Genomic DNA, 25,173 nt, shown 5'->3' on the forward strand with positions numbered 1-25,173 from the left:
AAGGGCAGTCCGCCTAACGAACCGCCCTCATGCCCCGTTACAAACGGTTTCCCCGGCTTATGTCATGGAGAGCTGGGCCTGCACTTTGGCGATACTGTGATCGATCTCCTTGATTTTCCTGGCGCGATCCACCTTGCTATCCTTACATTTTACGGTGTTAGCCCGTTCTTTTTCCAGCCCTTTCAATGCTGCATCGAGTATCGCCACCTTGTCGACCTTGACCTCGAAACCGCCGCAGCCGGCGACCACAGCCCAGGCTTGTTCAGCAAGGCCGTTTGCACCGCTCATGGCGATTTGCTTGTTCATCGCGATGCAGTCCGGGCCCTTGGTCTTGCTACCTCGAGCGCTGGATATAGCGCGGCCAGAGTTGGATGTGGCGTTTAAAGTGGCACTGGATATGGATTTTTGAACGGTATAGAATATCGAGGATATACGCGCGACCGGGGCGACTGCTTCGCGTTGCGCCTGCCTCGCTTCGCGCTGAGCCTCTCTGGCCTCCATCAATGCCTCACGCTTGGCTTCATCCGCTTCCTGCTGTGCTTCGCGCTGGGCCTGCCTCGCCTCGCGCTGGGCCTCTCTTGCCTCCATTAGTGCCTCACGCTTGGCTTCACGGACTTCTTGCAGTGCTTCGCGAACCGCTTCATCCGCTTCCCGCTGCGCTTCCTGTTGGGCAAGGACAAATTCCCGTTCAATCTCGCGCATGGTCGATCCCAAATGTTCCTGCTCCAACGCGCTTTCACGCAGCGCCTTGTCCGCGGCGAGACGCGATTTTTCGGCTTCGGCAACCATTTGACGCACTTCTTTGTCGCTCAGTTTCTTGTTCGTCCGCAGGATTATCGTCCGGCCATTATGCTTGATCTTGTGCACATGATCTTTCGACAGATCAGTATCTTTGCGTCCGTTCAGCATGGTGATATTGATTATATTGTCATCGTCAGCAGTGGCGGCTGGAGCCAATGGTGCGATCGGCGCAACGGGTGACAGCGGCGCCGTAACTGCAGAAGGAGCCACCGGCACGAGCGGCTCTTGCGGTGTCGGGACGTCGGTGGCGTCAACCGCCTCTGCATAGGTCACGGTCGCAGTGAGCGGCAAGCTGGTTACCGTGCCGACAGCAACCAGAGCGGCGCCCAATCGACGACGGAGAGCCGATTTTTCCGATTGCCCCAACATTTTCAGACGGCCCTTGATCTTGTCTTTCTGATTCAACGGACTGGCAAGACCGAGCCGGTGACCCGATGCCGATTTTGCGATGGTCCGCCCATAAACCGCGCGAACGTCGCGACCGCTTTTGGCAAGGACCCGAGCATCACAGGCCGTTTCCTGGTCCTGTCGGAACGCGATCCAGGCAAACCAGGCGACCGGATTGAACCAGTGGAGAGACAGGATCATCAGCCCGACGAAATTGGCCGCCAAATCACCCGATTCGTGATGGGCAATTTCATGTTCGAGCGCCAATTCCCGCTCACGCGGCGCATAGTCACGGAAGAAATTGGTCGGCACGGCGATATATTTTTCAAGCAATCCGAAAGCCAACGGACCCCCGACCGCCGCTGTTTCGAGAATTTTGATATTGCCATGACGACCGATTAACTGGCCATCGGCAACAATATCTTCCCGGAACTGCAAATAGGAGGCAAGCTTGCTGATAAACAACAGACCGGCTCCACCAAGCCACAAAATGATTGAGATCATCGTCCAGTCGAGCGCGGCTAGTTCGCCCCATACGGTTGATTGGGCTGGCACTGCAGCGACGAAGTCCGAACCCGCGGTCAGCGGCATCACTGTCGTTGCGGGAGCAGTTTCAGCGGGTGCTTCGAGCGTCAACGTCGGCATGAACAGGCGCGCCAAAGGCAAAATCCACAGCAGATAGGCAATGTGCGCACCAAAAAAATGACTGACCGGTTTGCGGACCATCAATACCAGCAGCATCAACAGCGTCATCGATAGCATGGTATCCCAAACCCATTGATTCCATTCGCCGCTCATTTTTTCAACTCCCTCAAAAGTTCCTCAATTTCGCGGATGTCATCGGCACTCAGTTCATCGGCCTCGGCCAGATGGGCTACCAATGGCGTGACTTTCCCCCCGAAAAGCCGATCCACAAAATTCCGTGACACGCCGGTGAGATAATCATCCCGTTCCACCAGCGGAGAATATAGAAAACGACGACCATCGCGCTCGGTGCCGACGACCGCTTTCGCGGCCAGCCGGGATAACAGGGTCTTGACCGTCTGAAGCGACCAGTCTTTATGTTGAACGACCTGATCTGCCACTTCTGTAGCGGTCATTGGAGCGCGTTTCCAAAGGACTTCCATCACGGCATGTTCAGCATCGCTAATGCGTTCAGTCATGATGATTCGGCCTCCCTCAAACTTCATCAGTGACTACACATGTAGTTTCATTACTCGGAAATGTAAACAACCGAATGGACCAGCGATGTCGTTGGTGGATGGAGAGCAGCCGTTTGTCGAAAAGCCGTCCCTTGTCGGATTATCTTACAAATCTACAAATATTAACGGAGCAAGAACCATCTAACCCATTAATATATATAGTTTTTATAAAGCTGGCACGAGGGATGCAATATATCGGGTGTACATGACTTTTACCCCCAGACCTCCTTTCAGGAGGCACGAATGAGGGGGACGGCGTACTGGTCTCCGCTGTCCCCTCTCATTACAAAGTTTCTACAAACGTTACCCAAAATAAAAACGGCTCGGTCCTCCTAGACCGGCCGTTTTTTATTTCGATCCCTATGGATTTGACGAAAAGGCTGTCAGCTTTGGGCTGGTGCGACCTTTTTCTCGGCCATCAGTTCGCCGAGCTCGCCGGCCTCGTACATTTCCATCATGATATCACTGCCGCCGACAAATTCGCCTTTGACATATAGCTGTGGAATGGTCGGCCAGTCGGAATATTCCTTGATGCCCTGGCGGACTTCCATATCCTGCAACACGTCAAACGATTCAAAAGCGACGCCAAGATGTTCGAGAATCGCAATAGCGCGGCTTGAAAATCCGCATTGCGGGAACAGCGGTGTGCCCTTCATGAAAAGCACCACGTCATTGTTTTTGACCACGGATTCGATTTTCGCGTTTACATCGCTCATAAATATTCTCCTATTCGGGAACCATCGTGGTGAGTTGCAGCGCATGCAATTCACCGCCCATTTTTCCCTTCAGCGCAGCATAGACCGCCTGATGTTGCTTCACCCGGTTCATTCCGGCGAAGGAAGCAGAGGTCACCTTCGCGGCATAATGATCACCATCACCGGCGAGATCGGTAATTTCTACCGACGCATCCGGAAAGGCTTCCAAAATCATCGCCTCGATATCTGCGCTGGCCATGGGCATCGCGCTTAGCTGGCCTCTTCGATAAACTGGCGGCGTGCTTCCACCATTTTGTCCGACAGAGCCGTGCGAATGGCCGAATCGTCAATTTCGACGCCCGCCGAGGTCAAATCACCCAGAAGCTTGCGAATGACATCTTCATCGCCCGCTTCCTCAAAATCAGCCGCAACGACCTCTTTTGCATAGGCATCTGTTTCTTCCGAAGTCAGTCCCATTTTCTCGGCGGCCCATTGACCGAGCAGGCGATTGCGCCGCGCGGTAACCCTGAACTGCATTTCTTCATCGCGGGCAAATTTCGCTTCAAACGCATTTTCGCGATCTTTAAAATCTGTCATGATTTTCCCTTGGTCTGTGTTGATATAAAAATAGGCATCGCCGATGCGTCCTGCAAGTGCGACGAGGCAATCAGTCGTCGACTTTAACAACCAATTTCCCGATAGCGCCACGATCTGCCATTTTCTGAATGGCCTGACCGGCATCTTCAAAGGCAAAGACCCCTGAAACGCGAGGCTGGATAAGCCCCTGTTTCCACAGCTTGAACAGCCGGTCGATATGCGCCCGGTTGCCCTTCGGATCGCGGGCTGCATAGGCGCCCCAGAACACGCCGCAGACATCGCAGGATTTGAGCAGGGTCAGGTTGAGCGGCAATTTCGCAATGCCGGCCGGGAATCCGACCACCAGAAAGCGGCCTTCCCAGGCGATCGAGCGCACTGCCGGTTCGCTATAATCACCGCCAACGGCGTCATAGATGATGTCCGCACCGCTCGGGCCGACCGCTGCCTTGAATTGCGCGGCCAGTGCCTTGGACTGATCCTTGTCAAACGGAGCGCGTTCGTAAATCACGGTTTCGTCAGCACCCGCTTCTTTCGCAAAGGCGGCTTTTTCTTCGGAGGAAACCGCCGCAACCACACGCGCGCCAAAGGCCTTGCCCAGCTCGACGGCGGCGATACCGACGCCGCCAGAGGCACCAAGCACCAGCAAAGTGTCCCCTTCCTTGATATGGCCGCGATCAACCAACGCATGGATCGACGTGCCATAGGTCAGGATCAAGGCCGAGGCATCGTCGAAACTGACGCTGTCGGGAATCTTGAACACGCTATTCTGGTCCACAGCCACTTTCTCGACCAGACCGCCATGGCCGGTTGTAGAGGCGACACGATCGCCAGCTTTCAGCCCTTCGACGCCTTCGCCCACTGCCGAAATGACGCCGGACACTTCTCCGCCCGGCGCAAATGGCCGTGGCGGCTTGAATTGATACATATCCTGAATGATCAGCACATCGGGATAGTTGATCGAACAGGCTTTGACATCGATGACGACCTGCCCCTTGCCAGCAACCGGATCGGCGACGTCCAGCATCTCCAGCGTGTCGGGTCCGCCCACTTTGGTTGACATCAAAGCTTTCATTCTATTTTCTCCCTGGAATATCGATCGGATCCTATGCCACCGCCGGTATGAGCCAGGGCTGGGAAGAATCACTTCTTTTCTCGTGCCGCTCTATGGCATCGGACTTTGCCAATGTCAGGTCAATTTCGTCCAGCCCCTCGACCAGACACCGATGCCGGAAGGGATCCATCTCAAATGTGAAGCGGTCCTGGAACGGGGTGGTAATGCTCATGCTTTCCATATCGATGGTGATCGGGTCGGTCTTGGCGACCTCCATCAACCGGTCCACAGCAGCCTGCGGCACGGCAATGGCAAGCAATCCGTTTTTAAAAGCATTGCCCGAGAAAATATCGGAAAAGCTTGGTGCGATAACCGCAGTAATCCCCAAATCGGCTAGCGCCCAGGCCGCATGCTCGCGGCTCGATCCACAGCCGAAATTGTCACCGGCTATCAATATATTGGCACCGGCATATTCCGGATCGTCGAAAATATTGCCCTCCTGCGCGCGGATCGCTTCGAAAGCCCCCTCACCCAGCCCGTCGCGCGAGACAGTTTTCAACCATTTTGCCGGGATGATGACATCAGTATCGACATTTTTCTGACCGAAGGGAATAGCACGGCCTTCTACACGGTTAACGGGTTTCATCTCTATTCTTCTTCACTATTGTCGACATGATCATCGCTGTCATCGTCATCATAATCTGGTTCATTTTCATATTTCGGCAGCGGTTGACCCTTGGCCCGCTTGAAATCATCATGCTTTTTCATCTGATGGCGTCCGGCATATAATAATGCAGCTGCAACCGCAGCCGACCCTATGGCCGCACCGACTTTTGCGCCGGTCGACCATTTCCCGGAATCAGCAGCGCCGGACGCCTTTTTCTTGGCGAATGGTTCTGCAGACGGTTTGTCATTCTTGCTATCGTCGCTCATATCAACCTCTCATCTCGTCAGTTCGCGCACATCGGTGAGCTTACCTGTTACTGCCGCAGCCGCGGCCATGGCGGGGGACATCAGGTGCGTTCTAGCACCCGGGCCCTGCCGTCCCACAAAATTGCGATTGGAAGTGGATGCACAGCGTTCGCCTGCCGGCACCTTGTCCGGGTTCATACCGAGACAGGCTGAACAGCCCGGCTCACGCCATTCAAAACCGGCCTGGGTAAATATCCGATCCAGCCCTTCGGCTTCGGCTTGCGCCTTGACCAGCCCCGAACCCGGCACGACTATCGCCCATTTGACGTTATCGGCCTTTTTGCGACCTTCCAATATCGCGGCAGCGGCCCGCAGATCCTCGATCCTGCTGTTGGTGCAACTGCCGATGAAGATGTTTTCCACTGCCACATCATGCAATGCCTGACCGGCTTCCAGTCCCATATAATCCAGCGACTTGCGCGCAGCATCCTGTTTGGACGGGTCGGCAAAGCTTTCCGGTGCCGGCACCACGCCGTTGACCGGGACAACATCCTCCGGACTAGTACCCCAGGTCACGGTCGGCGACACATCGGCGGCATTTATCGTCACGCTCTTGTCAAATTTCGCACCTTCGTCGGTCGGCAGCGTCTTCCAATAAGCGACTGCCGCGTCCCAGTCCGCTCCCTTGGGAGCCATTGGCCGGCCTTTGAGATAGGCAAAGGTCTTGTCATCCGGCGCGATCAGGCCCGCACGTGCACCAGCCTCGATCGACATGTTGGAAACCGTCAGTCGTCCTTCAATAGACATCTCCTCGAACACCTTGCCGCGATATTCGATGACATGGCCGGTGCCGCCAGCCGTGCCTAGCACGCCGACGATATGGAGGATCAGATCTTTCGGGCTGATCCCCGGACCAAGATCGCCCTCGACCCGGATTTCCATCGATTTCGATTGCGTCAGCTGCAACGTCTGAGTCGCCAGCACATGCTCGACTTCGCTGGTGCCGATACCAAAGGCCAGAGCGCCCAAGGCACCGTGCGCCGCCGTATGGCTGTCACCACAGACCATGGTCGTGCCCGGCAAGGTGAAGCCCTGTTCCGGCCCGATCACATGGACAATGCCCTGATTGATGTCGCTGGCGCCAATATATTTGATTCCGAAGGCGGGCGCATTTGCTTCCAATGCTTCCAATTGCGCTGCACTTTGGGGATCGGCGATCGGAATCTTGTTCCCCGCAGCATCCAGTCGCGGCGTGGTCGGCAAATTATGATCGGGGACCGCCAGCGTCAGATCCGGTCGGCGTACCTTGCGTCCAGCCTTTCGAAGGCCTTCGAAAGCCTGCGGGCTGGTCACTTCGTGGACCAGATGCCGGTCGATATAGATGAGGGCCGTGCCGTCATCGCGCTGGTCGACAACATGGGCGTCCCAGATTTTTTTATACAGGGTCTTTGGCTGGTTCATGGTTACTTTCAATATTGTGTCTGACATGCGTCAGATGGGATTCAAAAGCGATGTAGCGACTAACCTCAAGAGATTCCAGCCTTCGCGGGACCCGCTTATGAGAATAATTGCTTCAAAAGCCGTCTGGAAAGGATTATCTTCGCACTATGAGCATTTTCGCGATCCTGGCCACTATCATTGCTTCTGTCGTCGCAATGGAATGTATCGCCTGGGGTGCGCATAAATATATCATGCACGGCTTTGGCTGGGGCTGGCACCGTGATCACCATGAACCGCATGACAAGCGCCTGGAGAAAAACGATTTATTTGGCATTTTCGGCGCGTTGATGAGCATTTCGATGTTCGCCGTCGGCAGCCCGATGATCATGGGCGCAAGCGCCTGGGAGCCGGGCACATGGATCGGTCTCGGCATATTATTCTATGGCATCATCTACACTTTGGTCCACGATGGGCTGGTTCATCAGCGTTACTTCAAATATGTGCCCAAGCGCGGTTATGCCAAAAGGCTGGTGCAGGCGCACAAGCTGCACCATGCGACCGTCGGCAAGCAAGGCGGGGTCAGCTTCGGCTTTGTCTTTGCCCGCGATCCGGCGAAGCTGAAGGCGGAGTTGAAGGTGCAGCGGGAGGCTGGCGTTGCGGTTGTGCGGGACGCGGCGGGTTAAATCCGGCCACCCCTCATCGATGCCCATATCGTCAGACCAATACCGGCAAAGATGATCATGCCGCCAATCAGCAGCCGGGTGGTCAATATTTCATCGAGCAATATCACACCTCCCATCGCGGCAATCGCCGGCACCGAAAGTTGCGAGACGGCAGCGCTGGTAATCGATATCCGCGCCAGTATCTTGTACCAAAGCACATAACCCAGCGCAGAGGTTATCCCGCCTGAAATCGCGGCAAGAGCAAAGCCTCGCCAAGTCAGCATGGACATATCCACCAACGGCAGCAGCAGCAACGCCAACAGACTGGCCCCCACGAAATAGCGAGCCGTGGCCAGCGACGGGTCGCTCCCAAGCTTGCCGGACCAGGTATAGAATCCCCAGGCCACGCCAGCACTGGCCATCAGGATGGCGCTTGCCAGCGGCGGAGCCGAAGCGCCCGGTGCCATCAGATAGATCAGGCCAGCCAGAGCAATTATGACCCCGACCAATTGTCCCCGGGTCGGAACGACACCCCTGAACAGTCCGATAAGCTGCATGGTAATCTGTCCCGCCGGGAACAGGATCAGCGCTCCGATACCTGCGTCGAGCCGGACATAGGCCCAGGAGAAAGCCACCGCATAGACAAAGAGCGAAAGAGCGCCTGCCACGTCGCGCCTGCCCGGAAAAATTTGCATGCGCTTCTGCGCCGCGAACAGGACGCACAACATCCCCGCGCCGGCGACAAGCCGGACGATGGTATAACCAGCCCAGTCGATTTGCGCTCCGGCCAATGCTGCGCGCACCAGAATAGAATTTCCGGCAAAAGCAAGCAATATGCTGACAAGCAGGAAAGCGGTCGTCAGCGACCCGTCAGATTTTCTCACAAATCAGCCGGGCCGCGGCAACAGCACCGGCCCGCCCAGCTCCACCGTCTTCTGATAGCCCGGCCGTATCACCAGCGCCTCGAAATAGCGGGTGCAATTCGGACGGCTGTCGAGCTGTCCCATCGCGGCCCGGCCTTCGAGCATATAATGCAGGTTGATATCGGCGCCGGTGAATTTGTTCGCGACGAGAAAATCCTTGCCCTCCAGTTCAATTTCCAGATGGTCGAGCAACTTGTCCACTTCAGATTGCAGAAAACCATTCCATATTTCCGGCAATCCTCCCAGCATTGGCGCGATGCCGGTGATGATGAAGCTCATCCCCATCGTGCCTTCGGCAAAATGCAGCCATTCGAGATATTTGGCGCGTTCGGGATGATCGGGGGCCACGCCGAGCGCGCCGTCGCTGTGCCGTTCGATCAGATATTCGATAATCGCCCCGGATTCGACCATCGTGTGGCCATCGACCTCCACCGTCGGCGCCTTGGCCAGCCGATGTGCCTTGGCCAGTTCGGGCGGCGACCGCCGCGTCCTCGGATCGCGGTGATAGGTCACCATCTCATAGTCAATCCCGCCCTCTTCACAGAGCCAGATGATGCGGGACGAACGGGAATAGTCGAGATGGTGCAAGGTGATCATTTGGCAACTCTCCTTTTCAATCACTTATACCGTTCGGCCCGCGCTTGTCGAAGGACATTTTTGGGAGAAGTTGTGTTTCAACAGACGCGGCAGGTTTGGAACGCCGAGTTGAGGATCATGAATTACGATGATGCTCGAACTGGGCCGCGGCCGCAGCATCGGAGCCGGGCGATCAACCAGCATTTCGGATTGTCCCCCGGCATTCGCCGGGGCAGTGGTTCCCGCTCAACCTGATCTCAATGCCCGACGACACCCAGACTTTCGAACGGCTTGTCATTCTCGCTATATTTTTCGACGAGCGTCGCGCTCGCCTGGTTGAGACCGATCAGTTCAACCGTCTTGCCTTCGCCCTTCAGCCGCTCGACAATCTTGTCGAGCATGCCGGTCGCGCTGATGTCCCAGAAATGCGCGTCGTGGACATCGATGATCACGCTGTCGATACCCTCTTCGTTAAACTCCATCGCCTCGTAAAGCATGTCGACCGAGCCGAAGAATATCTGGCCGCCGAAGACATAGCGATGGGTTGTGACCTCGATGAAATCCTGAATCGTGACCAGCTGGCGGACCTTCCAGGCGAAGAATATGCCGGAGAGCAGCACCCCGGTCAGCACGCCTATCGACAAATCGTGGGTCGCAACAACCATGATCACAGTCGCGATCATCACGACGTTGGAAGGCCATGGGTGGTGCGTAATCTCGGTAAAGCTTTTCCAGCGGAAAGTGCTGATCGAGACAAAGATCATCACCGCAACCAGCGCCGGCATCGGGATCTGCGCGACCCATTGCCCAAGCCCGACGATCAATACCAGCAACATCACACCCGCAACAAAGGTCGACACCCGCCGCCGGCCGCCGGATTTGATATTGATCACCGATTGCCCGATCATCGCGCAGCCGCCCATGCCGCCGATCCAGCCGGTGACAAAATTGGCAATACCCTGGCCATAGGTTTCGCGTTTCTTATCGCTCCGCGTCTCGGTCAGGTCATCGACAATCGAAGCGGTGAGCAGCGATTCGAGCAAACCGACAGCCGCCATCGCCAGCGAATAGGGAGCGATGATCTGCAAGGTTTCCCATGTGATCGGAATTTCGGGTATATGGAGCCACGGGAGACTATCGGGCAGTTCGCCCATATCGCCCACGGTGAACACGTCAGCCCGAAAATACATGCTGATACCGGCCAGTACGATGATCGCCGCCAGCGGCGAAGGGACCAATGTGGTAATGCGCGGCAGGCCGTAGATAATCGCCAGACCGCCTGCGATCATCGCATAGGTCTGCCAGGTAAAGGCTTCACCGGTCATCTGCGGCACCTGCGCCATGAAGATCAGGATCGCCAATGCGTTGACGAAGCCGGTGATCACCGAGCGCGATACGAAACGCATCAGCAGGTCGAGCCGCAATAGCGCCGCTATCGCCTGGAATATGCCCATGAGGATTGTAGCAGCAAACAGATATTCGACGCCATGGTCGTGCACCAGCGGTACCACGAGCACCGCCACCGCAGCGGTGGCCGCGCTGATCATGCCCGGACGCCCGCCGACCATCGAGATGATCACGGCAATCGAGAAGCTGGCATAGAGTCCCACCCGCGGATCGACACCTGCGATAATCGAGAAGCCGATGGCTTCCGGAATCAGGGCCAGTGCAACCACCAGTCCGGCCAGAAATTCGGTCTTGGGGTTCGACAGCCAGTCGCGCCGAAAATCACTGTGAATCGCCATGAGCAGCCTCCATCAAAGATACGAATGCTGCGCCGCAACATCGAAAAGACGTGCCTTTGGAGGAAGGCCGGGATTCAGTCAAGTTTAGCGGCTGTTGCTCCGCACTCGATGCGGGCCCTGGAGGCTGGCATCAAGTGCAGAGCTCGGACGCAGGACCGACCGCACCCGTTCCCTGCCGAAGGGCAGGGTCCAGAATGATCCTGGCCGATCGTCTGGACTCCGGCCTGCGCGGGAGCACATCAATGCGGCGCCGGGCCACTAGCTGACCCGGAAATCCGCGGTTACGGTTGCTACCGCTGCGACCTCCTGTTCGTGCGCGATTTCACGCTGCGGCTCGGCCAGCGCCTGGCGCTCCCAGTCCTGCATCGCCGGATGGGAGAGGATATGCTCTACCCAGGCGCTACCCGCTTCCCCAATATCAAGTTCAAAACTACGCACCCGAAAGGCGACCGGCGCATAAAAGGCGTCAACAATCGTGAACCGTTCTCCCGCTAGCCAAGGCCCGCCGAAATCATCCAGTCCCTGCGCGAACAGTTCACCGATCCGGTCCAAATTGCGTTGCAGGCCCGGTTCGGTCTCCCGCAATTTGGCGCGCACGCCGACATTCATCGGACAGATATTGCGCAGCGCCGCAAATCCGCCGTGCATTTCGGCAGATGCACAACGCGCCCATGTCCTCGCGCTTTCATCCTCCGGCCAGCAGCCCGCGTGGCGTTCGGCGAGATATTCCATGATTGCCAGTGAATCCCAGATGGTCCGGCCATCATCTTTCAAACAAGGCACCTGACCATTGGGAGCAAATTCCCGGAAGCGGTCAAAATTATCCTCCTCAAAATAGATGATCTGGTCGGTGAACGGGATGTCGAGCGTCTTCATCAACATCCACGGGCGCAGCGACCAGCTGGAATAGTTGCGATTGGCAGTGATCAGGGTGTAAGTCATATTTCTGTCTTCTTTAGCTGGCAACGCACGGCTTCATTCGAACTGGACCATGAAAACACCGAATAACAGGAAAATTGATCGATGACATTATCCCGCAGAGACTTTATCCGGTCCGCCCAGGCCGTCGGCTTATTCTATGCGTCCGTGTCGATTGCAGGATGCGCTCGCGCCCACAGCGCCAACATCGGCCTCACCCTGGTCCCCGATCCGGCAAAACGCCTCGATCTTCCCGAAGGCTTTTCCTACACACTGGTCAGCGAGGCCGGCGGGATGATGTCCGACGGATTCTTCCGTCCCGGCCGCCCCGACGGCATGGCCTGCTTCGCTCATCCCGATAGCGCCGACAAATGCATATTGATGCGCAATCACGAAAACTGGAACAGCGTTCCCACCGGCAGCCCGTTCGGCAAGGGCAATGAACTGCTCGACAAGGTATCGGACAGCCAGCTTTACGACCGCAAGAAAGACGGCTCGCCCTTTTTCGGTGGCGTGACCAAATTGGTCTATGATCTGAAGAACAAGCGGATGGAGAAGGATTTTCTGGTGCTGACCGGCACGGCAGCCAATTGCGCCGGGGGACCGACCCCGTGGGGCAGCTGGCTCAGCTGCGAGGAGGAAATGCTTACGCCTGAAGAAGGCCCGGGCAAATATCACGGCTTCGTCTTCGAAACCCCGTCCAGCGCGACCGGCCTGATTGACGCGATCCCGCTGAAGGCCATGGGCCGGTTCGCACATGAAGCCGCTTCGGTCGATCCGAAAACCGGCATTGTCTATATGACCGAAGATGCGCGCGACGGGCTGTTCTACCGCTTCATTCCCAATGTGCGCGGCGAGTTGCAGGAAGGCGGGCGCCTGCAGGCGCTGGCGCTGACCAACCGGAAATCCGCCGTCACATCCAACTGGCCCGAGGACTGGGGTGGCAACGCAGAAAAACCCTTTGCCGTCGGCCAGGATTATGTCGTCGAGTGGATCGATCTGGATGATGTCGAGGCGCCGGACGGCGACCTGGCGCAGCGTGGCCATGCTGCAGGAGCCGCCCAATTCATGCGCGGAGAAGGTCTGGACTATGCGCTGCGCACCGATGGCACGACCGGCGACTTCTATTTCACCTGCACCGAAGGCGGCGCGCAACGCGTCGGCCAGATCTGGCGCTACACGCCCGATCAGGACCCGGCTAGCGGACCAGAATCCGGCGGCACGTTGCAGCTATTCTTCGAATCCACCAGCGCCGATTCCCTCGACATGTGCGACAATCTGGTGGTCGCGCCGTGGAACGACATCATCCTCTGCGAAGACGGACGCGGCGACCAATATCTCCGCGGCCTGACACCCGACGGCAAAATCTACGACATCGCCCGCAACGCGCACAAGGACCAAAGCGAATTCTGCGGCGCCTGCTTCTCGCCCGACGGCACCACGATGTTCGTCAATGTGCAGGAGCCGGGCTATACTTATGCGATCAACGGCCCCTGGGAGACGTTGCGGGGCTAATGGTCGACAATGGCGGAAATCAGGCTTCTAGCGGATCAATTTGCGTTGCAACGTTTCGGTGCGCTTCTGGATCGTTTGATTGCCGTCGGCATCGGTCGTCGTCAAATGACTGACACGAACGCGTTTGGGATGACTGCCTTCTGCGGCGGGGAAATAGGTCTCGGTGATTGTTCCCGCTAGATCAGCTTGACACCGCATATTAGTTGCATCAGCCAATGTTACCTTTTCACCAGTAATCTGGCCAACCACAACGTCGCTCTCGGCTTGTTGCCGACAGATAAAATCTGGGTCAATAGGAAGACGCGCCGTCAAGACCGCCTCGCCTGCCTCCGACGTCGCAGTTTCCAAAATTGCTGAACCAGATGCGCCTTCAACCATGAACTCCGCACCCTCAAAATATTTTGAAGATTCGAGACTATGAGCTTCAAAACTCCTGATAGCGGAGTAGGGGTCGCAATCTATGAGAAATGCATTCCAAGTGAAAATCCATTGACCGCACACTTCTCGTGTCCAATCAGCCTTCTTCAGCCACGCTTCCAATCTCTCTTCTAGTTCTGGTTCGTTCAGCAGGCGAAGCGGGCCATTTATCGGCTTGAATATGCGAGCTGGAAATTTCCATTCCCGGGCTCGAGCCTCATCGGTCGGAAGATCAATTTCTAACTCAATCCCTTCCGGTGTAGAAGCGATGACGCGCTCAATCATGGTTTGATGACCTGATGAACTACTGGTTTGTTGCCCCTCGCTGTTCATACCGCTGGTTTTATATGATAGCCGGAGTTCATAAACATCACCGACCTGCCGTTCAGATGCGTTTAGCGGCAACAAAGGCGACAAACCAAGCAGCAAAAATGCACCAAGCCATCTGAACATTATCCAGCCCCGATCAATTCACGCCCAATAAGCATCCGGCGAATTTCATTGGTACCCGCGCCGATATCGAGCAGCTTGCTGTCCCGCCAGTAGCGCTCGACCGGCCAGTCCGTGGTGTAGCCCGCACCGCCAAGCGCCTGCACCGATTCCTCGGCAACCCGCACGCTATTCTCGCTCGCCAGCATCACCGCGCCGGCCGCATCGAAGCGCGTAGTCTGTCCGGCGTCGCAGGATTTGTTGACATTATAGACATAGCTGCGGGCGCTGTTCAGCCGGACATACATGTCGGCGATCTTGCCCTGCATCAATTGAAAGCTGCCGATCGGCTTGCCGAACTGCTTGCGTTCGCGGACATAGGGGATGACCGTGTCGAGACAGGCCTGCATCAGCCCGAGCGGAATGGCGGCCAGCACGGCGCGTTCATAATCGAGACCGGACATCAAAACACCGACGCCGCCGTTGAGCGGGCCCATGACATTTTCCTCCGGCACTTCGCAATCGTCGAACACCAGTTCGGCGGTCGGGCTGCCTTTCATGCCGACTTTCTCGATCTTCTGGCCGATGGAAAAACCTTTCATGCCCTTTTCGATCAGGAAAGCGGTGATCCCGCCCGAGCCCGCATCGGGGCGGGTCTTGGCATAGACAACCAAAGTATCGGCGCAGGTGCTGTTGGTGATCCAGAATTTCGTGCCGTTGAGGACATAGCCGCCCTGCACCGCTTCGGCCTTGAGTTTCATCGAAACCACGTCGCTGCCCGCTCCGGCCTCCGACATTGCCAGCGCCCCGACATGTTCGCCCGAGATCAGCTTCGGCAGATATTTGGCTTTCTGTTCAGGCGAAGCCCAGCGGCGGATCTGGTTGACGCACAGGTTGCTGTGCGCGCCATAGCTGAGGCCGAGAGCCGCGCTGCCACGACTGACTTCCTCGACCGCGATCGCATGTTCGAGATAGCCGAGCCCGAGCCCGCCATCTGCCTCGTCAACCGTAATCCCGTGCAGGCCGAGATCACCCATCTGCTCCCACAGCTCGCGCGGGAACCAGTCTTCGCGGTCCATTTTCTGGGCCAGAGGCATGATCTTCTCTTCGGCAAAGCGGCGCGTGGTATCGCGGATCTGGTCCGCCATTTCGCCAAGCTGGAAATCAAATTGTGGCGTCGCAATCATGTTGAGTCCTTTGCATATTTGATGTTCGTTTAGCAGATAATATCGGGGTTTCCAGCGCGGCGTGCCCCTGCGAAGGCAGGGGTCCATCTCCGACCAGTGCGTCTAGCCGAAAATCCACGAGATGGATTCCCGCCTTCGCGGGAAAGCAGCTTCTGAGTCATTGCGCAGCGGTTTTTCCAATGCCATAGCGCGGCCATGCTCTATAACCTTGCAAAGCCCTTCATATTCGCGCTCGAAGCCGAACGCGCCCACGGCCTGACCATCGCCGGCCTGAAGACGGTCCCGATGGGCCCCGCGCCCAAATGCGATCCCGTTCTGGCGACCCGTGTCGCCGGTCTCGACTTCGTCAATCCAATCGGCATGGCTCCCGGCTTTGACAAGAATGGCGAAGTGCCCGACGCGCTGATCCGCATGGGCTTCGGCTTTGCCGAGGTCGGCACGCTGACGCCGCTGCCACAGGCGGGCAATCCGAAGCCGCGTATCTTCCGGCTGGTCGAGGACAAGGCGGTGATCAACCGGCTCGGCTTCAACAATCGCGGCCAGCAGGAGGCCCTGCCCCGGCTCAAGAAGATGCGCGGGCGGATGGGCAATGGCGTGCTCGGGATCAATATCGGCGCCAACAAGGACAGCACGGACCGGATTGCCGACTATGTCATTGGCGCAAAGAATATGGCACCGCTGGCGGACTATCTGACGGTCAATATCAGCTCGCCCAACACGCCGGGCTTGCGCGCGTTACAGGACAAAGGCGCGCTGGCGGAATTGCTCGCCGCCGTCATGGACGCGATGGGCAAATCGAAAACGCCGGTATTCCTGAAGGTCGCGCCCGATCTCGAACCCGCCGATATCGACGACATCGTCGACGTCGCGATGAAGCAGAAGATCACGGCGCTGATCATTTCCAACACCACCATCACCCGGCCCGGCCTGAAGTCCGCCAATCAATCCGAAACCGGTGGCCTCTCCGGCGCGCCGCTGAAAGACCTCGCGCTGCAACGCCTCAAGGATTTTCGCAAGGCCAGCGGCGGGAAAATCCCGCTGATCGGGGTTGGCGGCATTGCCACCGCAGACGACGCCTATGAACGCATCCGCGCGGGCGCGTCGCTGGTCCAGCTCTACACCGCGATGATCTATGAAGGCCCGACCATTGCCGCGGCGATGAGTTGCCAGTTGGCCAAACTGGTTAAACGGGACGGTTTCACCAATATCGCAGAGGCTGTCGGCACGACATAACGCCGATCATTACGCTATTCGCCGGTCCCCACCAGCACAACGCCCTCGCGCCGCGGATCAAATCCACCATCGACTTCGCCGTTGCGGATCAGCACGGCATGCACGCCGCTATCTTCGCCCTGGCCCGGCTTGAGATCGATCCCCCGCGCCGCAAGTCCCTGCAGAACTACCGGGTCGAACTTGTCCAATTCGCCACCGATATTTGCCCCGCGCGCAACCAGATTGGGCAGAGCCAGCGCCTCCTGCATCGACAGGTCCCAGTCGATCGCGCCGACCAGCGACTTTGCCACATAGGCCAGAATGCTGTTCCCGCCGGCTGATCCGATAGCGCCGGCGAACTTGCCGTCACCATCGAGCAATATCGTTGGCGTCATCGACGATCGGGGCCGCTTGCCCGGCGCCACCGCATTCGCCGCAGGGCGTCCTTCGGCATCGACCGGACTGAACGAAAAATCGGTGAGCTGGTTATTGAGAAAGAAGCCGTCGACCATGCGGCCGCTGCCGAAGATCGATTCCACCGTCGTGGTGATGGACACGACATTCCCTTGCGCATCGCGAACGATGAAGTGCGATGTTCCCGCTGGCTCCAATGTCTGATCAGCCGCCGCCTGCACCGCTCCGCGCGGGACTCCCGCCTTGGGTGGGGAAGCCGCTGCGGTCTCGCCGATCAGCGCTACGCGAGAGGCGACATAGGCCGGTTCCAGCATGCCCTTGACCGGGACCGATGCAAAAGCCGGATCACCGACATATTGGTCGCGGTCCGCGTACATCAGCCGGCTGGCTTCGGCGAACAGGAACCAGGCCTGCGGATCATCCGGGCCTCGCGTGGCAATATCGGTATTTTCCAGCATCGACAGCAATTGCAGCAAGCCAACGCCGCTCGATGGCGGTGGCGGCACGCAAACAAGATAGACGCGATAGGGATTGCACAAAGCCACCCGCTTGACCGGCTTGTAGGCGGCCAGATCGGCAATCGTCATCCGTCCGCCCAGCGGCGCCGAACGGGTCTTGTCGACAATCTTCGCCGCCGTCGAACCGCTGTAGAGCGCTTCGGGTCCGTTCTTCGCCAGACGCCGGAGAAAATCGGCATATTCCGGGTTTTGCAGCCGGTCGCCCGTGGTCTTCCGCTTGCCGTCGGCCCCGCCGAAATAGGCAGCAGCATCCGGCGTATCGAGTTGCGGAAAGGAAATACCCAGAAAACGGCCGAGCCGCGGGCTGATGACAAAGCCCTCCTCCGCCGTACGTTCCGCGGCCGCAAACAGGCTGTTCCAGTCAAGCGCGCCATGTTCCCGATGCACCATCGCCAGCATCGCCACGGCCCCGGGCACGCCGGTCGCGCGACCGCTGGTGACCGCATCGCGATAGCCTAGCGGCTTGCCGTCCGGCCCCAGAAACATGGTCGGGCTGGCCTGTGCCGGCGCGGTCTCCCGACCGTCATAAATGGTCAGCTTGCCCGTCGCGCCGTCCAGATAGGTCAGGAACGCGCCGCCACCGAGCCCGGAGCTTTGCGGTTCCACCAGCGACAGCATCGCCTGCACGGCGATCGCCGCATCTATGGCGCTGCCGCCACGTTTCAGAACATCCTGACCCGCCCGGGCCGCCAGCGGATTGGCGGCAATGACGAAAGGCTCTTCTTGCGATGTCGCGGAAGCGGCCGGCGTCGAAACGGAAGCGGGTTCAGATTGCCCGGTCTGGGCACAGGAAGCGGTGAGCAACGCTGCCGCAGCAACGATAAGACGGGATATTTTCATATAGTGCAAAGCTATAGACCAGGTCCAACGGCCCTGTCCATTGGCAGTGATGACTGCTACCACCCACCGGTAGGCCGGCAACAGATTTCACCTAAAGAATTGCCCAGCGGTTTCAACCGCGCTAGTTCATGCAAAATGATCCAAGCCCGGAACCAAGCCGGAGCGTGAGAGAGGAATTGTTGCGTGGGCCAGAAAAAGCCGAAAAACCGTTATCTGGAAATCGACCAATATCAGAATCTGGTATCGATGTTCTTCGACCGCGCCAGTCAGGGCGGCGACAAGCCGTTTCTGAGCGCCAAGATCGATGGCGAATGGCAGGCCACCAGCTGGACCGAAGCCGCCCGGCAGGTTGCGGCGCTGGCGAAATCGCTGAAGCGGATCGGACTGAAAAAGGGCGACCGGGTGATGCTGGTCTCCGAGAACCGACCGGAATGGTGTATCGCCGATCTCGGCATCATGGCGGCTGGCTGCATCACCGTTCCGACCTACACCACCAACACCGCGGCCGATCACCAGCATATTCTCGACAACAGCGGCGCCCATGCGGTGATCGTCTCCGACATCAAGCTGGCGAAAAACCTGCTGCCCTCGGTAATCAGCTCCGCCGACGCCAATATCATCATCGGCATCAACGACCTGCGTATTGGCCAGTCCGGCGATTTCGACCTCTACAGCTGGGACAAGCTGACCCAGGGCAGCGACGCGGATGTCGCCGAAGTGACCGAGCAGGTCGCCAGCATCACCCGCGAGGAGACCGCCTGCATCATCTACACCAGCGGCACCGGCGGCAAGCCGCGCGGCGTGATGCAGCATCATGGTGCGATCCTGCACAACACCAAGGGACCGGCAGAGGTTATCGAAACCGACTTTGGTTGGGACGAGGAAGTCTTCCTCTCCTTCCTGCCGCTCAGCCACGCCTATGAACATAGCGCCGGCCAGTTTTTCCCGATCGGTCTCGGCGCGCAGATTTTCTATTCCGAGGGCCTCGAGAAGCTCGCCTCCAATATCGAGGAAGTGCGCCCGACGATCATGGTCGTCGTCCCGCGCCTGTTCGAAGTGCTGCGCGCGCGGCTGATCAAGACGGTCGAGAAACAGGGCAAGATGCCCAATTATCTGCTCGGCAAGGCGCTCGCCATCGGCAATCGCGAAGCCGAGGGCAAGGGCCGCAAGCGCGACAAGCTGATGGACCTGTTCCTCGACAAGACCCTGCGCCCGAAAGTGCAGCAACGCTTCGGCGGCCGGATCAAGGCGATGGTCTCCGGCGGCGCCCCGCTCAACCCGGAAATCGGCACCTTCTTCCAGTCGCTCGGACTCACTCTGCTGCAAGGCTATGGCCAGACCGAATCCGGCCCGATCATCGCCTGCAACCGCCCGCGCACCGGCCTGAAAATGGACACGGTCGGCCCTCCGATGATCGATACCGAGGTGAAAATTGCCGAGGATGGCGAAATTCTCGTCCGCGGCGATCTGGTCATGCACGGCTATTGGCGCAACCAGGAAGAGACCGACAAGGTGCTCAAGGACGGCTGGCTCCACACCGGCGATATCGGCCATATCGACGAAGCCGGACGGGTCGCGATCACCGACCGCAAGAAGGACCTGATCGTCAACGACAAGGGCGACAATATCGCCCCGCAAAAGGTCGAGGGCATGCTCACCATCCAGCCGGAAATCCTGCAGGCGATGATCAGCGGCGACAAGAAACCCTATATGGTCGGCCTGATCGTCCCGGACCCCGAATGGGCGCTCGAATGGTCACGCGAGCAGGGCATGGCCTATGATTTCATCAAGCTGCAGGCCAACCCGGCGTTCAAGTCTGCGGTGCGCGAAGCGGTAGACCGGGTGAACAAGGACCTCTCCGTCATCGAAAAAGTCCGCCGCTTCGAATTTGCCGACGAGCCGTTCGCGATCGAGAATGAGGAACTCACCCCGAGCATGAAGATCCGGCGGCATGTGATCCGGGAGCGCTATCAGGAGCGGATGGACGGGTTGTATAAGAAGTAGTGGGGTGTGTGGAAGAATGGCGCAAAGTTTTGGTGGATTGAATGAGTTCTCACCGCAACTCTTAAAACGCCCTATTTATGAATCCCAAAACATTCCCGCGTTGCAGAAAATAGCCTTGACTGCGACGCCCTCGTTGACGCAGTTAGGGGTGGGACAGCGAGAGCAACGTTCCTTAATTCCTTAGTCCTTGTGGAAGGGACCAAGGCGGTCCACCCGTTCGGCTCGTTGTCTCGCCCCCGCTAATCCCATGACAGGATATCACCACGGTTCCCACTCGAACTATGAGTCGTGATTCGATTCTGCGCAATAGCTTGAACACAAAAAACTTGAACTAACGACCGTTTGTCCACAGCTATTTACTCAGTTTGGTCGCCGATGCCGATTTAGACTCTGCTGACGCACGATTATTCGAGCGAATTACGGTGACAGGATTAACAACGCTCTTATCCCCTCTCCTTCAACGGAGAGGGTTGTGCAGACTTGGCAGCTTGCTGCCTAGTCGGAGCTGGGTGAGGGTTTACCGAACCCGAGTTGCACAGCAACCCACCAGCGGAACACCGTCATCCAACTGCGCCTAATCCTTCGGATAAGGCTTCGTATCCTTCTCCCTCACGGGAGAAGGGGCGCAAACGCTTTGCGGCTTTGCGGCTTCGTGTGATTCCAATGGGCGTATGATCCCGGCAAGCAGCGCAAGACGGGAACTTTTCCCGCTCGTGACGGTTAAACAGGACATCCCCAACACCCGCGCGCCCTGAACAGGATTTTCGACCATCTCCTTCCGGATCATCTTTCTTATCATCCTTCTGGCGCTGGCTCTGCGCGGCTACGAGTGGATCCGGCACGATTACCGGATGCCGTGGACGCCGCTGTCGCTGGCCGCGCCGATCGGGCCGTTTACCACCCGGAAAATCGACGCGCTTGCCGACGATACGCCCTTTTGCCATGCGCTGCTCGAGGAGGCAGCCATCAGCTATTCACCCCTACCGCCGGTCGAGGCCGGTCCGCAATGCGGTTATGACAATGGCGTCACGCTCACCCGGGACCAGCCGCAGGCCATCGCCTACAGCCCCGCCGCCAAGACCAGCTGTCCGATGGCGGTCAGCCTGGTGCTGTGGGAAAATCAGATCGTCAAAGCCGCCGCTTCCCGCCATCTCGGCAGCACGGTCGAGGAGATCATCACCTATGGCAGCTACAGCTGCCGGCGGATCGGCGGCGGGCAGACGGGCAATTATAGCGAACATGCCACGGCCAATGCGATCGACATCGCCGCCTTCCGCCTCGCCGACGGGCGCACGGTCTCGGTTGCCGGCCACTGGAACGCGGATGACGAGCGGTCGCGATTTCTCCAGGAGGTGCGCGATGGAGCCTGCAAAATTTTCGGGACGACCCTGTCGCCGGATTATAACAAGGCCCACGCTGACCATCTGCATTTCGACCAGGCCCGGCGCGGTGGCTATCAATATTGTCGTTAGCGCCTATCGACGGGAGGCGTGGTTCGACAGGCTCACCACTAACGGATGATCATCAGCCGCTGTCAAGTTTGCGGCGAAATGCAGCAATGACCGGACCCGCACAAAATAACAAAGGTCGAGGAAAAACCGCTTCGCGTCTTCGCGCGGGTCCGTTGCGCCCGCCCGAATTCATCCCGCCGGACGGCTAGTGAAAAATCACTCGGCATCTTTCGTATAGGGCACGAATTCGCCAAAAGCGCAGCTGCCCACGGTCATGCCGCTGGCATTGTCGACCAACTGGATAATATCACCCCGGCACAATGCCGCGGTCGAACGACGATAGACCAGAATATTGCGATCCGCGTTGCGGCAACCGCCATAGGGTTTGTTGACGTAAATCGTCTTTGCATTGCGGCTCGATGAGAAGAGCAATAAGTCGTCGCTGATCACCGTCATATTGCGCTGGTCATTGCTGCTGATGCAGCTTTTCGGCTCACCCGCAGTCCGTCCTTCAAGACGCTTGTCGAGCATCGCCTGCTGTTTTTCGGTCAGGGTGATTTTCTCTTCGCTCATCGCGGGTGCAGCGAGCAGTATCGCTGCCGGAATTGTCAAAAGCAGTTTTCTCATCGCCAGTCTCCTGTTTCCAGCCCCCGCCTGCCCGCCATATAGCATGAAACGGACTGAACCGGGGATGAAAGATTGCGGCCGGGGTCAGAAATTATCCTTTGCCGTCCGCCGTGCGGCCAGTTCTTCCACCGTCGCGGCTCGCATGAACGGGTTGGTGGCGCGCTCCAGCTTGATGGTTGTCGGGACCGTTGGCTCCCCGCGCGCGCGCAAGGTGAGAACCTCGGCCATCCGTTCCTTCAGGGCAAAATTGTCTGGCTCGGCAACCAGCGCATATTCGCCGTTGCTCTGGGTATATTCGTGGGCGCAATAGACTTTGGTATTGTCCGGCAATGATTCGAGCTTGCGCATATTATCGTACATTTGCTCGGCGGTGCCCTCAAACAGCCGCCCGCAACCCATGGCAAACAACGTATCACCGACGAAAGCCACGTTCTCGGACGGAATGTAAAAGGCGATATGACCCGCGGTATGCGCCGGGACATCGATGACTTCGGCGATGACTTCACCGAGCTTCACCGTGTCGCCTTCCTTGACCAGCCGGTCGAGCGTCGGGATCCGTTCCTGTTCCGCCGCCGGACCGGTGATCAGGCAGCCGGTCGCATCCTTGATTGCGGCATTGCCGCCGGTGTGATCCGGGTGCCAGTGGGTGTTCCATATCTGGGTGATCTTCCAGCCGCGTCTGTCGGCCTCGGCCAGTACCGGCTCCGCTACCGCCGGATCGACGACCATCGTCTCTCCGGATTCAGCTTCGTGAACCAGCCAGATATAATTGTCGGACAATACGGGAATTCGGATGATTTCAAGCATGGCGGTCAAATTACCCTGCAAATCCTATGCTGTCGATGGTTAACCTCAAAATAACGATTTCCCCTTATCTTTGCAGGCTTCTGCTGCAGAGCTTATTCAGGGGGGCGTTCATTGCGCTTGATCGTCGCATTTCTGTTCTACATTTGCCTCTGCGCGCCGGCGCTTGCAGACGTGCCGATGGCAGACAGGCTATGCACAATGTCGAGCGCGAAAAATGTCTCCTTGCCGGCGCTGTTAAAGACCAACCCCTCCTTCGATTGTTCCGAGAGCAAAGAAGTCACCAGAGGTCCCCGTGCGTGGGTGAGAATGCCGTTCCAGGCCGAAACCATCGCACCCGGTGCAGTGGAAGTTCGGGGTCAGAATAACGGCCTGACCACGATGCAGGTCCACGCCGTTCTCGACGACGGCACGATCTTGTCATCATCTTTTTCAGAGCAGCAGGTGATCGAAAGCTGGCAACCCAAGGGCCGATACGGGCTTACCGTCCCGGGGACGGAACATCCTGAAATCCGAAGCCGGATAGAGCAGGTCTATGTCACGATCGACAATCCGCCAGCGCTCAACTCGGTAATGTCCACAGAATTGGCATCCAAGAAAAAATGGGATGACCTGAAACTTCCGATCTCGGTCATGTTTGCGATTCTGTGCGGTATGGCGATCATGCCGCTCCTCTATAATTTATTCTTCTATGGCGCGCTGCGCTATAGTTTCATGCTGTGGCACAGCATGATGATTGCTGCGACGGTCGCCTATACTTTCAGTTCTTCGGGTCTGATCTTTATCGCCTTTCCCGAAACCAGCCTGATCACCAAAATGCTGCTCAATCACTGGACTCTGGCGATCGGTTTTGCCGCCAGCGGATTTTTCCTTGTCCGCTTTGTCGAACAGGGAAAGATTGCACCGTGGCTCCAGACAGTCATCCTGGCGTCCGCCATGCTGCCGGTTTTTGTCACGGCATTCGTTATGCAGTTTGACGGGGGCTACAATGACCACGCCCGTGCCTATTATCACGCGTCATTCCTGCCCGCCTTCTTTTTGGTATTATATGTCATGGTCCATGCGCTCCGTCGGGGCAGCAAGGCAATCTGGTTTCAGGTTGCAGGCTGGACACCAATCATTCTTTTCGGGCTGGACCGGGTCGCACGCGGCATGGATCTCTATGTCGGCTGGACGGTGCTCGACTATGGCCTCTATTTCGCGCTGGTGATGGAAACCATCATACTCGCCCTCGGTGTGGCCCACCGTATTCTCCGCTTGCGACAACAGAATGAAAGCATATTGCGGAAGCAGGTCGAACTGACCCTGCTCGCCGACACGGATGGGTTGACGATGATGAACAACCGTCGGTCGTTTGAACGAGAATTTGCCCGCAACCTGCACGATCATCGCTACAGCCACCTCGCGATCATCGATATTGATTTCTTCAAACAGGTCAATGACCGCTACGGCCACGAAATCGGTGACGAAGTGTTGCGGGTTGTCGGCAGAGAGCTGGAAGCGACCCGCCATTTCGCTGCACGCATTGGCGGTGAAGAATTCACCTTGCTGCTGAAAGTCGATAGCCGGGACAATCGAAAGAAATTTCCTGCGAACACGCTAACCGAAATTTGTGAAACCCTGATCCGCGCCGTTCATGATCGGGTCCCGGAAATTCAGGAACCGGTGACATTTTCCGTCGGCGTTGCTGCGATCGCCAGACGCGCGTCTTTGCGCAGCGTGATGGCAACCGCTGACCGGCGCCTCTACGATGCCAAAAATAATGGCCGCAATCAGGTCGTGTGGATCGATATATCCGAGGCGAGTCCGTCAAAGCCAACAGGGACGGCCTCAATCTAGCGACCGC

The 25,173-nt window shown here is 57.8% G+C and carries 24 protein-coding genes; 6 read left to right on the top strand and 18 right to left on the bottom strand.

The features are described 5' to 3' along the window. Positions 1-57 precede the first annotated feature (57 nt). From ACN0VD_RS05850 to leuC, 9 genes are all read right to left on the bottom strand, one after another. Entirely contained in the window at positions 58-1,986 is a 1,929-nt protein-coding gene (locus ACN0VD_RS05850; RefSeq protein ID WP_417592577.1) for a M56 family metallopeptidase, read from the bottom strand. After that, on the bottom strand, positions 1,983-2,351 hold the full coding sequence (locus ACN0VD_RS05855) for a BlaI/MecI/CopY family transcriptional regulator (protein WP_417592579.1): 369 nt from the start codon (positions 2,349-2,351) through the stop codon (positions 1,983-1,985). Before ACN0VD_RS05855 ends, ACN0VD_RS05850 begins: the two co-directional genes overlap by 4 nt. A 422-nt stretch (positions 2,352-2,773) precedes the next feature. Next, on the bottom strand, positions 2,774-3,106 hold the full coding sequence (gene grxD, locus ACN0VD_RS05860; RefSeq protein WP_417592581.1) for a Grx4 family monothiol glutaredoxin: 333 nt from the start codon (positions 3,104-3,106) through the stop codon (positions 2,774-2,776). A gap of 10 nt (positions 3,107-3,116) precedes the next feature. Beyond that, the gene (locus ACN0VD_RS05865) at positions 3,117-3,350 is read right to left on the bottom strand and encodes a BolA/IbaG family iron-sulfur metabolism protein (protein WP_417592583.1); all 234 of its coding nucleotides are present in this window, start codon (positions 3,348-3,350) and stop codon (positions 3,117-3,119) included. A gap of 5 nt (positions 3,351-3,355) precedes the next feature. Beyond that, positions 3,356-3,682 (bottom strand): DUF1476 domain-containing protein, encoded by a 327-nt coding sequence (locus tag ACN0VD_RS05870; protein WP_417592585.1) that lies wholly within the window; start codon positions 3,680-3,682, stop codon positions 3,356-3,358. 70 nt (positions 3,683-3,752) lie between these two features. Beyond that, positions 3,753-4,754, bottom strand: coding sequence for an NADPH:quinone oxidoreductase family protein (locus tag ACN0VD_RS05875; RefSeq protein WP_417592587.1), 1,002 nt, complete (start codon positions 4,752-4,754; stop codon positions 3,753-3,755). A 31-nt stretch (positions 4,755-4,785) separates the two neighbouring features. Further along, entirely contained in the window at positions 4,786-5,379 is a 594-nt protein-coding gene (gene leuD, locus ACN0VD_RS05880) for a 3-isopropylmalate dehydratase small subunit (RefSeq protein WP_417592589.1), read from the bottom strand. Positions 5,380-5,381: 2 nt separating this feature from the next. Next, positions 5,382-5,666, bottom strand: a complete 285-nt coding sequence (locus tag ACN0VD_RS05885) for a hypothetical protein (protein WP_417592591.1) — start codon at positions 5,664-5,666, stop codon at positions 5,382-5,384. A gap of 9 nt (positions 5,667-5,675) precedes the next feature. After that, complete coding sequence (leuC, locus tag ACN0VD_RS05890) at positions 5,676-7,106, bottom strand: 3-isopropylmalate dehydratase large subunit (RefSeq protein ID WP_417592593.1); 1,431 nt, start codon at positions 7,104-7,106, stop codon at positions 5,676-5,678. Positions 7,107-7,252: 146 nt separating this feature from the next. Between leuC and ACN0VD_RS05895 the strand changes: the two genes are divergently transcribed. Next, entirely contained in the window at positions 7,253-7,768 is a 516-nt protein-coding gene (locus ACN0VD_RS05895) for a sterol desaturase family protein (protein WP_417592595.1), read from the top strand. Here the strand turns inward: ACN0VD_RS05895 and ACN0VD_RS05900 are convergent. The 4 genes from ACN0VD_RS05900 to ACN0VD_RS05915 form a co-directional block, all read right to left on the bottom strand. Continuing rightward, positions 7,765-8,631, bottom strand: coding sequence for a DMT family transporter (locus tag ACN0VD_RS05900; RefSeq protein ID WP_417592597.1), 867 nt, complete (start codon positions 8,629-8,631; stop codon positions 7,765-7,767). The genes ACN0VD_RS05895 and ACN0VD_RS05900 overlap by 4 nt on opposite strands. A 3-nt stretch (positions 8,632-8,634) precedes the next feature. Then, the gene (locus ACN0VD_RS05905; RefSeq protein WP_417592599.1) at positions 8,635-9,267 is read right to left on the bottom strand and encodes a glutathione S-transferase family protein; all 633 of its coding nucleotides are present in this window, start codon (positions 9,265-9,267) and stop codon (positions 8,635-8,637) included. Between the two features lie 236 nt (positions 9,268-9,503). Beyond that, positions 9,504-10,991, bottom strand: a complete 1,488-nt coding sequence (locus tag ACN0VD_RS05910; protein ID WP_417592601.1) for a SulP family inorganic anion transporter — start codon at positions 10,989-10,991, stop codon at positions 9,504-9,506. 258 nt (positions 10,992-11,249) lie between these two features. Further along, positions 11,250-11,933 (bottom strand): glutathione S-transferase family protein, encoded by a 684-nt coding sequence (locus tag ACN0VD_RS05915; RefSeq protein ID WP_417592603.1) that lies wholly within the window; start codon positions 11,931-11,933, stop codon positions 11,250-11,252. A gap of 81 nt (positions 11,934-12,014) precedes the next feature. Between ACN0VD_RS05915 and ACN0VD_RS05920 the strand changes: the two genes are divergently transcribed. Beyond that, complete coding sequence (locus ACN0VD_RS05920) at positions 12,015-13,424, top strand: alkaline phosphatase PhoX (RefSeq protein WP_417592605.1); 1,410 nt, start codon at positions 12,015-12,017, stop codon at positions 13,422-13,424. Between the two features lie 27 nt (positions 13,425-13,451). Here ACN0VD_RS05920 and ACN0VD_RS05925 read toward each other — a convergent pair whose 3' ends face one another. Together ACN0VD_RS05925 and ACN0VD_RS05930 are read right to left on the bottom strand one after the other, a co-directional pair. Next, positions 13,452-14,294 carry a hypothetical protein gene (locus ACN0VD_RS05925; protein ID WP_417592607.1) on the bottom strand — a complete coding sequence of 281 codons (843 nt, stop codon included), beginning with the start codon at positions 14,292-14,294 and terminating at the stop codon, positions 13,452-13,454. Next, positions 14,294-15,457 carry an isovaleryl-CoA dehydrogenase gene (locus ACN0VD_RS05930; protein ID WP_417592609.1) on the bottom strand — a complete coding sequence of 388 codons (1,164 nt, stop codon included), beginning with the start codon at positions 15,455-15,457 and terminating at the stop codon, positions 14,294-14,296. Before ACN0VD_RS05930 ends, ACN0VD_RS05925 begins: the two co-directional genes overlap by 1 nt. 195 nt (positions 15,458-15,652) lie before the next feature. Between ACN0VD_RS05930 and ACN0VD_RS05935 the strand changes: the two genes are divergently transcribed. After that, positions 15,653-16,690: a quinone-dependent dihydroorotate dehydrogenase gene (locus ACN0VD_RS05935; RefSeq protein ID WP_417592611.1), complete on the top strand. Its 1,038-nt coding sequence runs from the start codon at positions 15,653-15,655 to the stop codon at positions 16,688-16,690. A gap of 14 nt (positions 16,691-16,704) precedes the next feature. On the opposite strand, the gene ggt is transcribed toward ACN0VD_RS05935, so the two are convergent. After that, positions 16,705-18,441, bottom strand: coding sequence for a gamma-glutamyltransferase (gene ggt / locus ACN0VD_RS05940; RefSeq protein ID WP_417592613.1), 1,737 nt, complete (start codon positions 18,439-18,441; stop codon positions 16,705-16,707). Between the two features lie 246 nt (positions 18,442-18,687). On the opposite strand from ggt, the gene ACN0VD_RS05945 reads away from it, so the two are divergent. Beyond that, entirely contained in the window at positions 18,688-20,445 is a 1,758-nt protein-coding gene (locus tag ACN0VD_RS05945; protein WP_417592748.1) for an AMP-dependent synthetase/ligase, read from the top strand. A gap of 851 nt (positions 20,446-21,296) precedes the next feature. After that, positions 21,297-21,917: an extensin family protein gene (locus tag ACN0VD_RS05950; protein ID WP_417592615.1), complete on the top strand. Its 621-nt coding sequence runs from the start codon at positions 21,297-21,299 to the stop codon at positions 21,915-21,917. A 195-nt stretch (positions 21,918-22,112) separates the two neighbouring features. On the opposite strand, the gene ACN0VD_RS05955 is transcribed toward ACN0VD_RS05950, so the two are convergent. Together ACN0VD_RS05955 and gloB are read right to left on the bottom strand one after the other, a co-directional pair. Continuing rightward, on the bottom strand, positions 22,113-22,523 hold the full coding sequence (locus tag ACN0VD_RS05955) for a hypothetical protein (RefSeq protein WP_417592616.1): 411 nt from the start codon (positions 22,521-22,523) through the stop codon (positions 22,113-22,115). Between the two features lie 84 nt (positions 22,524-22,607). Continuing rightward, complete coding sequence (gene gloB / locus ACN0VD_RS05960) at positions 22,608-23,330, bottom strand: hydroxyacylglutathione hydrolase (RefSeq protein WP_417592750.1); 723 nt, start codon at positions 23,328-23,330, stop codon at positions 22,608-22,610. Positions 23,331-23,528: 198 nt separating this feature from the next. Between gloB and ACN0VD_RS05965 the strand changes: the two genes are divergently transcribed. Next, on the top strand, positions 23,529-25,166 hold the full coding sequence (locus ACN0VD_RS05965; RefSeq protein ID WP_417592618.1) for a diguanylate cyclase domain-containing protein: 1,638 nt from the start codon (positions 23,529-23,531) through the stop codon (positions 25,164-25,166). Positions 25,167-25,173: the final 7 nt, after the last annotated feature.

This window comes from Parasphingorhabdus sp. (assembly GCF_048267785.1).
GTDB lineage: Bacteria > Pseudomonadota > Alphaproteobacteria > Sphingomonadales > Sphingomonadaceae > Parasphingorhabdus.